Source organism: Streptomyces sp. V4I2 (assembly GCF_030817655.1).
GTDB lineage: Bacteria > Actinomycetota > Actinomycetes > Streptomycetales > Streptomycetaceae > Streptomyces > Streptomyces plumbiresistens.
Genome location: NZ_JAUSZM010000003.1, coordinates 5871968 through 5885012, shown reverse-complemented (window position 1 = coordinate 5885012; position 13045 = coordinate 5871968). Strand labels below are relative to the sequence as shown.

Sequence of the window (13045 nt, the reverse complement as noted above, 5' to 3'; positions counted from 1 at the left end):
GCCCTTCACGGTGTCGCGGGCGCTGACGAGTAGCCAGAACCTTGTGGAACCGGCGGATTCGGAATCCTGGTATTGCCAGGGCCACCCGTACGGGATGCGGGCGCCGCGCATACTGGAACGCATGGACGGCGTGCACGGGGTGGGGGAAGGCAAGGCACTCGGCGGCTTTCTGCGGGCCAGGCGGGGTCGGGTGGCACCGGAGCGCGTCGGGCTCGCCGGCGGCGGCCGGCGTCGCGTGCACGGGCTACGCCGGGAGGAGTTGGCCCAGCTCGCCGGGATCAGCGTCGACTACTACGTCCGTCTCGAACAGGGCCGAGCGACCCAGCCGTCCGCCGAGGTCCTCGACGCGCTCGCCAGGGTCCTCGGGCTCGACACCGCGGAGCGCCGGCACCTCGACACCCTGGCCACCGGCAGGCCCGAGCCCACCCCCAGGCTCCGCGTCGGCCCCGTGCTGCTGCGGGCCCTCGAGGCCATGGCTGAGCTGCCCGCCTTCGTGACGGACCACCGCCTCGACGTCGTCGCCTGGAACGACCTGGGCGCCGAGCTGATGGGCGGCCTGGCCGACCCCGGCCGCCGGGACCGCAACAACGCCCGCTTCCTCTTCCTCGACCCCGCCTCGCGCGAGCTGTACCCCGAGTGGGAGGCGAGAGCGGCGGAGGCGGTCGGGCAGCTCCGGGTGGCCGCGGGACGCTATCCCGACGACACCGAACTGGGCGCGCTCATCGCCGAGTTGTCCAGGAGCAGCGCCGACTTCCGGCGGATCTGGGACTCCGGCGAGGTGATGATGTGCGCGGCGGGACGCAAGCGGCTGCGGCACCCCGCCGCCGGACTGCTCGACCTCGACTACGAGACCCTGCACGTGCCGGCCGCGCCCGGTGAGACAGGCCTGATCATGCACGTGTTCAGCGCCGGGGAGGGCACGGCGGAGGCCGCCGCCCTCGAACGGCTGACGACCGCCCTGGTCTGACGGTCAGTTGTTCCAGGTCTCGTCGTACGGATCCTTGGGCGCCTCGACCGGTACGGCACCGGTGACCTCGATGAACGGGATCGGGCCGCCGTTGACCGGGTCCTTGGTCCGCTTGGCCGTGTACGTGCCGGTGACCTCCAGCCAGGTGTCCGGTTGCAGCACCGGCGGAATCCGGCCGGTCAGACCGACCTTGACCGGCTGGGCGTCCGCGGCACAGCAGTTGAGAGCCATCCGGACCAGGTACGGCGTCCCCGTGCGGTCCAGCGCGACGAATCCGGCGACCTTGACCTGCCGGTCGCCGAGGGAGCGCCCGTGGCCGTAGGCCGCGCGGCCCGCGTAGTCGACGAGGTTGAGGCGGAGCGGCCCGTCGGCGGGCAGGGCGGCGTAGCCGTACGGCTGTTGCAGTGCCGTACCGGTGCGCAGGGCGCTGTACGAGCCGAGGGCGGGCGGGGCGACGAGGATCAGGGCGAGGAGGGGGAGGACGAGGAGCCAGGAGACGCGGGGCTCGGGATGTGCGTGGCCCTTGCCCTGGGGCTGCTGCTTCCCGGCCCGCCACTCGTACCAGACGGTCGCCACCGCCGCCGCGATCAGGACGACGCCGGAGGCCAGCAGCATCGGACGCAGCCCGGCCTTGACGTACCGCAGATAGAGGTCGGTGAGCCCGGCGTGCAGCAGGGCCGCGCCGAGCAGGAACAGGACCGCCGCCTGCGCCTGCCGGTTCACAGCAGCACCGCCCCGGTCAGCACCGACACCGCGATGGCGAGGACGAAGGTCGTGGGTGCGAACCGCAGCGCGAAACCGCGCCCGAACGTCCCCGCCTGCATCGCGAACAGCTTCAGGTCGATCATCGGCCCGACGACCAGGAACGCCAGCTTGGCGGTGAGCGAGAACTGCGTCAGCGAGGCCGCCACGAACGCGTCCGCCTCCGAGCAGATCGACAGCAGTACGGCGAGGATCGCGAGCGCCAGCACCGAGACGACCGGATGGTCGGCCGCGGCCTGCAGCCACTCCTCCGGCACGACCGCCTTGAGGGTCGCGGCGGCCATCGCGCCGATGACCAGGAACCCGCCCGCGTGCATCACGTCGTGCCGGACCGAGCCCCAGAACGCGGCGCCGCGGCCCTGACCGTCGTACGTCTCCCGGGCGGGCGGCCGCAGCCAGTCGGTGCGGCCGAGCCGCAGCCACAACCAGCCCATCGCGCACGCCACCAGCAGGCTCGCGACGAGACGCGCGAGGACCATCTCGGGGTCGTTGGGGAAGGCGACGGCCGTGGCCGTCAGCACGATCGGATTGATCGCCGGCGCGGACAGCAGGAACGTCAGCGCCGCGGCCGGCGTGACCCCCCGCCGCACCAACGCCCCCGCCACGGGCACCGACGCACACTCGCACCCCGGCAGCACCACCCCGGCCGCCCCGGCCACCGGAACCGCCAGAGCGGGCCTCTTGGGCAGTGCCCGAGCGAAGAACGAGGCCGGCACGAACACCGCGATCGCCGCCGACAGCAGCACCCCCAGCACCAGGAACGGCAGCGCCTGCACCATCACGGCGACGAAGACGGTCGTCCAGCTCTGCATGACGGGCGCGGCGAGCGCGCCTCGGATGGGCCCCTGGGCGAGCACCATCACGACCAGCAACAGAGTGAGGGCGAGCGGAGAGCTGAGCCGCCACCGCTCTTCCGTCTCCTCCCTCGCTTCCCTCGCTTCCCCCTCTTCCCCGTGCACCGGCGGGCGCGCGTCCTCGCCCGTCCGCTGCGGGACGGTTCTGGTGATGGCCACGGGCGAGGTACCTCCGGGCGTCGGGGTCGATCCCTTTTCTCCTGTACGAGGATTCTGCCGCCGTTGTTCAACTCCGCGCAGGATCATCTGCGGTTCCGTCCGGACCCGGCCGTGCAACCGCCGGTACCGGTGAGGCAGTCTTGCCCCTTGTGGTGAGCGTTCCGAATCAGGTTCCGGCGGGTGCTGCGGCTGCCGCGCACATGGTGGTGTGCGGTGACGACGGGCTCGCGCACCGGCTGGCGGCCGAGCTGCGCGGGGTGTACGGCGAGCAGGTCACGCTGGTCGTGCCGCCGGCCGAGCGCACCGTGCGCCCGCCGGTCGTCGGACGTGCGCGTGCGGCCTCGGCGCTGCTGGACCGGGTGGTGAACGCGGCCGTCAACCGGGCCGGGGGCAACGCCGCTTCGGTCGAGCCGGCGGGGAGCGAGCCGGTGCTCGTGGAGGCCGCCGAGGCGACCGAGAGTGTGCTCGCCGAGGCGGGTGTGGAGCGGGCGGCCGCCCTCGCCCTCGTGTACGACGACGACGAGACCAACATCCGCGCCGCCCTCACCGCCCGCCGCCTCAATCCGACGCTGCGGCTCGTCCTGCGGCTCTACAACCGGCGGCTGGGGCAGCACATCGAGGAACTCCTCGATCAGGCGGCCGCGTTGGCGACCGGTGGGACGACGGGGCCCGCCGCGGTGTTCGACGCCTCCACGACCGTGCTGTCCGATGCCGACACGGCCGCACCCGCGCTGGCCGCGAGCGCCGTCGCCGGCACCAGCAAGGTCGTACAGACCGACGGGCTGATGCTGCGCGCGGTGGAACGGCCGGTGCCCCGGCCCGGCGAGACGGCCGACCCGGGGCTGGCCACGCTCGCGCTGCTGTCCGCGACGTCCAACGACCCGGCCGGCGACGCGAACGGTCCCGAGAGCGGGGAGCAGGGGCCGCTGCTGCTGCCCGACGCGGCGACGGTACGGGACGCCGCCGGGCGCGGAACCGTCGTACTGGAGCAGGTGTCGTACTCCGGGCCCGCGCTGTCCTCCGGGCGCGGGATCGTGCCGCCGTTCGCCTCGCTGTTCTCGCGGCGGCTGCGGTGGTCGCTGGCCGGGCTCGTGGGGTGTGTGGTCGCGCTCGCGGTCGCGTTGAAGCTGGTCACCGGTGACCATCCGCTGCACGCGATCTACCTGACCCTGCTGGATCTCTTCGCCATCAACGACCCCGCCATCGGCGCGGACACCGGCCGCCAGGTCCTCCAGCTCCTCTCCGGTCTGGTCGGGTTGCTGCTCCTTCCGGTGCTGCTCGCCGCGGTGCTCGAAGCCCTGGGCACCTTCCGCAGCGCCTCCGCACTGCGCAAGCCGCCGCGCGGGCTCGGCGGGCACGTCGTGCTGCTCGGGCTCGGCAAGATCGGCACCCGGGTACTGACCCGGCTGCGCGAACTGCACATCCCCGTGGTGTGCGTCGAGGCCGACCCCGAGGCGCGCGGACTCCCCACGGCACGGCGGCTGCGGGTGCCCGTGATCCTCGGCGACGTCACCCAGGAGGGCGTCCTGGAGGCCGCCAAGATCCACCGCGCGACCGCGCTGCTCGCGGTGACCAGCGCGGACACCACGAACCTGGAGGCCGCGCTGTACGCGCGATCCGTACAGCCCGGTCTGCGGGTGGTGCTTCGGCTGTACGACGACGACTTCGCGACCGCCGTGTACCGCACCCTCCGGGCCGCGCACCCGGGGGCGAGCACGCGGAGCCGGAGTGTGACGCATCTGGCGGCGCCCGCGTTCGCCGGGGCGATGATGGGGCGGCAGATCCTGGGGGCGATCCCGGTCGAGCGGCGGGTGCTGCTGTTCGCCGCCGTGGAGGTGCGCGGGCATCCGCAGTTGGAGGGGAAGACGGTCGGGGAGGCGTTCCGGGCGGGGTCCTGGCGGGTGTTGGCCTTGGACACGGACGCCTCCGGCGGACGGCGAGGGGAGTCGGCCGCGGAGGAGGCCCACGAGGACGAGCGGGCTTCCGGGCTGGTGTGGGACCTTCCGGACACGTACGTGCTGCGCGACTCGGACCGGGTGGTGCTGGCGGCCACACGAAGGGGGCTTGCGGAGTTGCTGGGGCGGCGGGCTCGGCAGGAGCGGGGAGAACGAGGGGAACGGGCCGGGGCGTAGGGGCTCTGCCCCTACAACCCCGCCAGGGGCCTCCGCACCCCTGGACCCCCTGCCTATGACCACCCACCGCCCGACTCGGTCACTTACCAGCTCCCCAAGTGCCTCTCCGCGAAGTCCAGCTCCAGCCTCACCTGCTTGATGCGCTCGTCCACCACCAGCGAGCCGTGTCCCGCGTCGTACCGGTACACCTCGTGCACCGCGCCCCGCGCCTCCAGCCGCTTGACGTAGTTGTCGATCTGGCGGATCGGGCAGCGCGGGTCGTTGACGCCCGCCGAGATGTACACGGGGGCCTTGACCTGGTCCACGTACGTCAGGGGGGAGGACGCCTCGAAGCGCTCCGGGACCTCCTCGGGGGTGCCGCCGAGCAGGGTGCGGTCCATCGCCTTCAGGGCTTCCATCTCGTCGTGGTACGCCGTGACGTAGTCGGCGACCGGGACCGCCGCGATGCCCAGGGTCCAGGCGCCGGGCTGGGTGCCGAGGCCGAGGAGGGTGAGGTAGCCGCCCCAGGAGCCGCCGGTGAGGACGAGGCGGGAGGGGTCGGCCAGGCCGGAGGTGACCGCCCATTCGCGGACCGCCGCGATGTCCTCCAGCTCGATGAGGCCGACCCGGTGCTTCAGGGCGTCGGTCCAGGCGCGGCCGTAGCCCGTCGAGCCGCGGTAGTTGACGCGGACCACCGCGTACCCGTGGTCCACCCAGGCTGCCGGGCTCGCCGCGAACGCGTCGCTGTCGTGCCAGGTCGGGCCGCCGTGGATGTCGAAGACCGTGGGGAGCGGGCCGGTCGCGCCCGCCGGCCTCTGGACCAGGGCGTGGATGCGGCCGCCCGGGCCCTCTACCCACACGTCCTCCACGGGGACGGACCCCGGGGACTTCATGCCGGGCGGGTCGAGGACGACCTTGCCGGTCGTCGAGCGGACGGTCGAGGGCTCGGCGGAGGAGGACCAGAGGTACTCCACGCTGCCGTCCGGGCGGGCCGTCGCCCCGGAGACGGAGCCCGCCGGGGTCGGGACCTTGACCAGGTCACGGGTCGCCAGGTCGTAGCGGAAGAGCTCGCTGCGGGCCTCGAAGCTGTGCGCGATGAGCAGCCCGGTGCCGTCCGGGTACCACTCGGCGCTCACGTCGCCGGGCAGGTCCAGGGCGAGGTCGCTCTCCACGCCGCTCGCCACGTCCCACACCAGGGGCTCCCAGCGTCCGCGCCGCTGGTGCCCGATGAGCAGCCGGGTGTCCCCGGCCACCGGCGCGAAGCCGAGGACCTCGAGACCCAGCTCCTTTTCACCGCCCTTGGTGTCGTCGAGTTCGGCCACCGGCGTGCCGTCGGGGCGCAGGACGCGCAGCGCCGAGTGCATCGCGTCGCCGTGCTCGGTGTGCTCGATCGCGATCAGCGTGCCGTCGTGGGAGAGGTCGCCGACGCCCGCCGACTCGCGGTGCCGGTAGATCTCCACCGGGTCCTCGCCGGTGCGGGCGACGTAGATGGTCGTGCCGTCCTCGTCGGTCGAGCGGCCCACGACCGCCGTACGGCCGTCCCGCCCGAGCGCCAGGCCCGCTGGGTACGAGGCCTCCAGGCCCGGCGTGGCGAGCTCGTCCTCACCGCCCCCGAAGGGCTGGCGGCGCCACACGCCGAACTCGTCGCCGTCCTTGTCGTCGAACCACCACACCCAGGTGCCGTCCGGGGAGAGCACTCCGTCCGTCGTGCCGTTCGGCCGGTCGGTCACCTGGCGTTGCTCGCCCGTCGCGCGATCCCAGGCGTACAGCTCGTACGTCCCCGTCGCGTTCGACACGAACAGGGAGCGGTCCGGTGCGTCCTCCGCCCAGTCGGGCAGCGACACCCGGGGCGCCCGGAAGCGCTTCTCCCAGTCCGGCATCTCCTCGTTGCGCTCGGCCGCGGCGGACCCGTTGCTCTCAGTCATGACCCCATACTGCCCGCCCGGACCGACAATGCGCTGACCAGGTCCCCAGCCTGTGGATAACTTCGACCGAACCCCACGGCCGGGCACCATGGCCGAACCCGATTGTCAGTGGCACGGTGCAGACTCTTCGGCATGACCGATCTGCGCAAGACAGTCGAGACGTTCTGGGCCACCGCCGAGGCCCGGGACTGGGGTGCGTTCGAGGAGACCCTGGCCGAGGACATCGTGTACAAGCTGCCGCAGACGCGGGAGCGGATCAGCGGGCGGGAGCGGTTCGTCCGGTTCAACCGGGAGTATCCGGGCGACTGGCACCTGCGCGTCGAGCGGATCGTCGCCGAGGCGGATCAGGTGGTCACCTGGGTCCACTTCACGGTCGGGGAGGAGGAGATGTACGGCATCGGCTTCTTCACGGGGGACGAGAGCGGCCGCATATCCGCCTTCACCGACTTCTGGCCGGAGCCCTACGAGCCGCCGGCCGGCCGGGAGCACCTCGTCGAGCGGTACTGACCGCGCGACCCCGCGCCCCGGCCCTCCGCGGCAGCCACGTACCTTTGAAGGCGTGTACCGGTTTCTGCTGACGCCCCGTTGGTGGGGGATCAACGTCTTCGTGCTGCTCGCCATCCCCTTCTGCATCTTCATGGGGTCGTGGCAGCTGAGCCGCTTCGAGGACCGGATGCAGGACCAGCAGACCGTCACAGCCCAGGCCGAGTCCGGCAAGCAGGTTGCCGCCCGTCCACTGGCCGAGCTGCTGCCTGTGGACAAGGCGACCTCCGGCAGGCTCGTCACCGCGACCGGACACTACGACCGGCAGCTCCTCGTCCCGGACCGCGAACTGGACGACAAGGCGGGCTACTACGTCCTGACGCTGCTGCGCACCGACGGCGGCAAGGCCCTGCCCGTCGTCCGGGGCTGGCTGCCCGGCACCCCCGACCCGGCGAAGGTCCCGGCCGCGCCCACCGGCGAGGTCACCGTCACCGGTGCGCTGCAGGCGTCCGAGACGCCCGGGAGCAACGGCGTCAGTGCGCAGGGCGGGCTGCCGGCCGGGCAGACCGGGGCGATCAGCGCGGCGTCGCTGGTGAACCTCGTGCCGTACGACGTGTACGACGCCTGGGTCACGCTCTCCGAGGCGGACTCCGGGATGACGGCCGTGCCGGCCGCGGCGCCGGCGGACACCGGGCTGGACCTGAAGGCGTTCCAGAACCTCGGGTACACCGGGGAGTGGTTCGTGTTCGCCGGGTTCGTGGTGTTCATGTGGTTCCGGCTGCTGCGGCGGGAGATCGAGTTCCTGCGGGACGCGGAGCTGGGGCTGGTGCCGGACGAGGAGCCGGTTGCCGTCGACGTCGGGAGCAGGTGACCCGGGGCCGGTGCTCGGGGGTGGGTCGCACAGCGGGGCGCACGGCCCGGCGCTGACGGCGTGCCGCCCGCGCCCACCGGGGCGGCACGCAGGCCCGCGAACCAACGGCCTCCTTACGAAGCCGCCAGCACGCCCGTCCAATAGACCGTCCCCGCACAGGCGTTGGACACCGTCGCCGAAACCGACGGCGCTCCGCCCTCCGCCGTGTTCGTGACCGTCACGCTGCCGTCGGCCGTGCCCTCGGTGACCAGCTGGGGCGAGGTGCCGGTCTCGCCGCCGGTGGTGGTGCCGCCGTCGGTGGTGGCGCCGTCGGTGGGCGTCGGGGTGGGTGTGGGGTTGCCCGTGTCGCCGGTCGAGGTGTCGCCGGTCGTGGGGCAGGTCTCCGAGGGCACCCAGGCGAACTTGACGTCGTAGGCCGAACCCGGCTTCAGCACCAGCGAGGCGACCTCGAGGGCCGGGTCGGGCAGCGCTGCCGCCGCGTCCCCGGCGACATGCCGGGCCGTGCTGATCTTGGTGGCGTCCGCCGCGCCGGCCGCGGTCGGGGTGACCGTGCCGGGGCCGACGACCGTGCAGTCGGCGGTGGAGGTGTTGGTGATGCGGAAGGTGCCGTAGACGGTGCCGACGGAGTCGGGGGCGTCGACGCTCTGGGTGGCCGAGCCGAGTTCGGCGGCCGTGCAGACGGGGACGCCGGCCGTGCTGGTGGCGGTGGGGTCGGCGCCGCTGCTCGCCCCGGCGCCGCTGCCAGTGCCCTTGCCCTTGTCCTGTTCCGTCTGCTCGCCCTTGCCCTTGTCCTCGGTCTTCCCGGCGGAGCCGCCGGAGGTGCTCTCGCCGCCGTCGGGGCCCTTGCCCTCGCTCGCGCCGCCCTGCGTCTGGGAGTAGTGACCGGCCATCGACGGGTCGGCGTCCACACCCGTGGAGTTGGAGACGTGCAGGAGGGCCGGAACGGCGGTGCCGACGAAGAGGGCCGCGGCCGCCATGCCGACGACGGCCTGCCGCTTGCGTGCGCGCCGGGCGGGGACCGCCTTGCGGAGGTGGTCCAGCGTGCCGTCGCGCGGCTCGATCTCCTGGACCGCCTGGTGCAGCAGGCCGCGCAGTGCCAGCTCGTCCGAGTCGAGCCCGGTGGGGCTCTGGTCGTCGGGGCCGTGGTTCACAATTCCGTTCCCAGCGTGCGATTGCTTCGGCGTCTGCTCGTCCGACGACTCTGTCGGCTCGCGCCATTCATAGGGCTCGTGGGGGACGTGCAGATGACGCCGCCCGTTGTTGTCTCGGCTCATACCGGGGCCTCCATGGCAACCCGCAGAGCGGCGATGCCGCGCGAGCCGTACGCCTTGACGGAGCCCAGCGAGATCCCGAGCGTCTCGGCGACCTGGGCCTCGGTCATGTCCGCGAAGTAGCGCAGCACCAGGACCTCGCGCTGGCGGCGCTGCAGGCCCTTCATCGCCTTGATCAGGGAGTCGCGCTCGAGCAGGTCGTACGCCCCCTCCTCCGCGCTCGCCATGTCCGGCATCGGCTTGGACAGCAGCTTCAGGCCGATGATGCGGCGGCGCAGGGCGGAGCGGGAGAGATTGACGACGGTCTGGCGCAGGTACGCGAGGGTCTTCTCCCGGTCGCGGACGCGTTTGCGCGCGGAGTGGACGCGGATGAAGGCCTCCTGGACGACGTCCTCGCAGGAGGCGGTGTCGTCGAGGAGGAGGGCGGCCAGCCGCAGCAGCGAGCTGTAGTGCGCCTGGTAGGTCTCGGTGAGATGGTCGACGGTCGTGCCGGCGGTCACGACATCTTCGGCGCCGTCACGCTGTCCGGGGATGCGGGCGGGCCGCGCTGCGGGCATGGGGGCGATCACCGGCATGCCACCGGACGTGCCGGGCATGCGGGGTCGTAGGGACGGCCGGGGCGGCCGAAGGGCCGTGCCGCGCGTCGCCGCTCTGAACTCGAGAACCTCTGCCACGCCAGTTGGACACGCTCCTCCCCGTCAGGGTTGTACGCGGCCGGCCGTCTTCTGCCAGGCGGCACAACTGACCGTGCGTCAAACGCGCTCATGCCCTACCCGCTCTTCCCCTGTGTCCTGAATGGCCAGGGCGTCCCCACGCCCTGTCAAGCTTCCCCGCGCCCCCGGAGGGCGTTCGCAAAGACGCTCCCCGCCCTCCGCGCGGTTGCGGAGGACGGGGAGCCAAATCTTCGGACGCCGAGGCGGCTCGGTTCAAGTGGTCCGGACCATCGACCGGCTCACACTTCTCATACAGATCCTACAAATGTACGCGGTTTCAGCCAGGACTTTTCCGGCGGTAACCCTTTACCTCAACACACGTCACACGTCAGACCAGCGCACGAGGCCGCTCAGGCGTCACCCGAACTCCGCCGCCACCAGCTCCGCGATCTGCGCGGTGTTGAGCGCCGCCCCTTTGCGCAGATTGTCCCCGCACACGAAGAGTTCGAGCGCCGTCGGGTCGTCGAGCGCCCGCCGCACCCGTCCGACCCAGGTCGGGTCGGTGCCCACGACATCGGCGGGCGTGGGGAACTCCCCCGCCTCCGGGTTGTCGAAGAGGACGACTCCGGGTGCGGTGGCGAGGATCTCGCGCGCCTTGCCCACGGTGACCTCGCCCTCGAAGCGGGCGTGGACGGTCAGCGAGTGGGTGGTGACGACCGGCACCCGGACACAGGTCACCGCGATGGGCAGCCGGGGCAGTCCGAGGATCTTGCGCGACTCGTCGCGCACCTTCATCTCCTCCGAGGACCAGCCGTCCTCGCGCAGCGATCCGGCCCACGGTACGACGTTCAGCGCGACCGGCTCCGGGAACGGCCCGGTGTTGTCCCCGACCGCCCGGCGTACGTCACCTGGGCTGGTCCCCAGTTCCGTACCGGCGACCAGGGACAGCTGCTGACGCAGGGTCTCGACACCGGCGCGGCCGGCCCCGCTCACCGCCTGATAGGAGGAGACGACCAGCTCGCGCAGCCCGAACTCGGCGTGCAGCGCACCGAGGGCCACGATCATGGAGAGGGTCGTGCAGTTGGGGTTGGCGATGATGCCCCGCGGCCGGACCCGGGCCGCGTGCGGATTGACCTCGGGGACGACGAGGGGCACCTGCGGGTCCATCCGGAAGGCGCCCGAGTTGTCCACGACCACCGCGCCCCTGGCGGCGGCGACCGGCGCCCACTGGGCGGACACGTCGTCGGGTACGTCGAACATGGCGACGGCGACCCCGTCGAAGGCCTCCTCCGTCAGGGCCACCACCTCGACCTGCTCACCGCGCAGGGCCAGCTTGCGGCCGGCCGAGCGCGGTGAGGCGATCAGCCGGATCTCGCCCCAGATGTCCGCGTGCTGGGACAGGATCTGGAGCATGACCGTGCCGACGGCTCCGGTCGCCCCCACGACCGCGAGCGTCGGCCTGCCGGTTCGCCCGGCACCCACGGTCATCAGCGGCCGGTACCCCCGTAGACGACGGCCTCGTCGCTGTCGGAGTCGAGCCCGAAGGCCGAGTGCACGGCGCGGACGGCCTCGGGCACGTCGTCCTGGCGGGTGACGACCGAGATGCGGATCTCGGAGGTCGAGATCAGCTCGATGTTCACGCCCGCGTCGGACAGCGCCTGGAAGAAGGAGGCGGTGACGCCCGGGTTGGTCTTCATGCCGGCGCCGACGAGCGAGATCTTGCCGATCTGGTCGTCGTAGCGCAGCGACTCGAAGCCGATCGCGCCCTTCGCCTTCTCCAGTGCGTCTATGGCCTTGCGGCCCTCGGTCTTGGGGAGGGTGAAGGAGATGTCCGTCAGACCGGTGGAGGCCGCGGACACGTTCTGCACGATCATGTCGATGTTGATCTCGGCGTCCGCGACGGCGCGGAAGATCACCGCGGCCTCACCCGGCTTGTCCGGGACGCCGACGACCGTGATCTTGGCCTCGGAGACGTCGTGGGCGACTCCGGAGATGATGGCGTGCTCCACCTGCTGGTCCCCTTGCGACTCGGGCTTCTCGTTGCTGACCCAGGTGCCCGGCAGTCCGGAGAAGGACGAGCGGACGTGGATCGGGATGTTGTAACGGCGTGCGTACTCCACGCAGCGGTGCAGCAGCACCTTGGAGCCGGAGGCGGCGAGCTCCAGCATGTCCTCGGAGGAGATCCAGTCGAGCTTCTTCGCCTTCTTCACCACCCGAGGGTCGGCGGTGAACACGCCGTCGACGTCGGTGTAGATCTCGCACACCTCGGCGTCGAGGGCGGCGGCCAGGGCCACGGCCGTGGTGTCGGAGCCACCGCGGCCCAGCGTGGTGATGTCCTTCTTGTCCTGGCTGACGCCCTGGAACCCGGCGACGATGGCGATGTTGCCCTCGTCCAGCGCCGTCCGGATCCGGCCGGGCGTGACGTCGATGATCCGCGCTTTGTTGTGGACCGAGTCGGTGATGACGCCTGCCTGGCTGCCGGTGAAGCTCTGGGCCTCGTGGCCCAGGTTTTTGATCGCCATGGCCAGCAGTGCCATGGAGATACGCTCTCCGGCGGTCAGCAGCATGTCGAACTCACGCCCGGCCGGCATCGGGGATACCTGCTCGGCGAGATCGATCAGCTCGTCCGTCGTGTCGCCCATCGCGGAAACGACCACGACCACCTGGTGGCCGTTCTTCTTCGCTTCCACGATTCGCTTGGCGACGCGCTTGATGCCCTCGGCATCGGCTACGGAGGAGCCTCCGTACTTCTGCACGACAAGGCCCACGTGCGCTCCTCGCTCATTCCGTCTGTGTATCCACAGCCCACACATACGCGTGTGTCCTGCGGTCGGCTCAGTCTATCGAGCGCCCGAAATTCGCCCCTGAGGTATCGCATCGTGAGATTCGGGCGCCCAGGTCAGCGCATGCCCAGAACGGCCTCTCGGGAAAAGTGCCAAGCGTCACAGGCGACGCATGTGAGTCAACTTTCAAGCACTAGGGTTCGCGT

11 protein-coding genes are annotated in these 13045 nt (G+C 71.8%); 4 read left to right on the top strand and 7 right to left on the bottom strand.

Annotation, left to right across the window (positions count from 1 at the left end):
- Positions 1-121: 121 nt before the first annotated feature.
- On the top strand, positions 122-967 hold the full coding sequence (locus QFZ76_RS27915) for a helix-turn-helix domain-containing protein (RefSeq protein ID WP_307676297.1): 846 nt from the start codon (positions 122-124) through the stop codon (positions 965-967).
- Between the two features lie 3 nt (positions 968-970).
- Here QFZ76_RS27915 and QFZ76_RS27910 read toward each other — a convergent pair whose 3' ends face one another.
- Both QFZ76_RS27910 and QFZ76_RS27905 read right to left on the bottom strand, forming a co-directional pair.
- Positions 971-1690, bottom strand: a complete 720-nt coding sequence (locus tag QFZ76_RS27910) for a TIGR03943 family protein (RefSeq protein WP_307676296.1) — start codon at positions 1688-1690, stop codon at positions 971-973.
- Entirely contained in the window at positions 1687-2742 is a 1056-nt protein-coding gene (locus tag QFZ76_RS27905) for a permease (RefSeq protein WP_307676295.1), read from the bottom strand. The genes QFZ76_RS27910 and QFZ76_RS27905 overlap by 4 nt, the downstream gene beginning before the upstream one ends.
- A 200-nt stretch (positions 2743-2942) precedes the next feature.
- Between QFZ76_RS27905 and QFZ76_RS27900 the strand changes: the two genes are divergently transcribed.
- Positions 2943-4874: an NAD(P)-binding protein gene (locus tag QFZ76_RS27900; protein ID WP_307680150.1), complete on the top strand. Its 1932-nt coding sequence runs from the start codon at positions 2943-2945 to the stop codon at positions 4872-4874.
- A gap of 83 nt (positions 4875-4957) precedes the next feature.
- Here QFZ76_RS27900 and QFZ76_RS27895 read toward each other — a convergent pair whose 3' ends face one another.
- Entirely contained in the window at positions 4958-6778 is a 1821-nt protein-coding gene (locus QFZ76_RS27895; protein ID WP_307676294.1) for a prolyl oligopeptidase family serine peptidase, read from the bottom strand.
- Positions 6779-6910: 132 nt separating this feature from the next.
- On the opposite strand from QFZ76_RS27895, the gene QFZ76_RS27890 reads away from it, so the two are divergent.
- Together QFZ76_RS27890 and QFZ76_RS27885 are read left to right on the top strand one after the other, a co-directional pair.
- Positions 6911-7285: a nuclear transport factor 2 family protein gene (locus tag QFZ76_RS27890; protein ID WP_307676293.1), complete on the top strand. Its 375-nt coding sequence runs from the start codon at positions 6911-6913 to the stop codon at positions 7283-7285.
- A gap of 52 nt (positions 7286-7337) precedes the next feature.
- Positions 7338-8132 (top strand): SURF1 family protein, encoded by a 795-nt coding sequence (locus QFZ76_RS27885; protein WP_307676292.1) that lies wholly within the window; start codon positions 7338-7340, stop codon positions 8130-8132.
- Positions 8133-8245: 113 nt separating this feature from the next.
- Here the strand turns inward: QFZ76_RS27885 and QFZ76_RS27880 are convergent, their stop codons facing one another.
- From QFZ76_RS27880 to QFZ76_RS27865, 4 genes are all read right to left on the bottom strand, one after another.
- Positions 8246-9283 (bottom strand): hypothetical protein, encoded by a 1038-nt coding sequence (locus QFZ76_RS27880; RefSeq protein WP_373464541.1) that lies wholly within the window; start codon positions 9281-9283, stop codon positions 8246-8248.
- A 119-nt stretch (positions 9284-9402) separates the two neighbouring features.
- A complete protein-coding gene (locus tag QFZ76_RS27875) occupies positions 9403-10077 on the bottom strand; it encodes a SigE family RNA polymerase sigma factor (RefSeq protein WP_307676290.1) in 675 nt (224 codons plus the stop codon).
- A 396-nt stretch (positions 10078-10473) separates the two neighbouring features.
- A complete protein-coding gene (locus QFZ76_RS27870) occupies positions 10474-11544 on the bottom strand; it encodes an aspartate-semialdehyde dehydrogenase (protein WP_307676289.1) in 1071 nt (356 codons plus the stop codon).
- Positions 11544-12824 (bottom strand): aspartate kinase, encoded by a 1281-nt coding sequence (locus QFZ76_RS27865; protein ID WP_307676288.1) that lies wholly within the window; start codon positions 12822-12824, stop codon positions 11544-11546. Before QFZ76_RS27865 ends, QFZ76_RS27870 begins: the two co-directional genes overlap by 1 nt.
- Positions 12825-13045 lie beyond the last annotated feature (221 nt).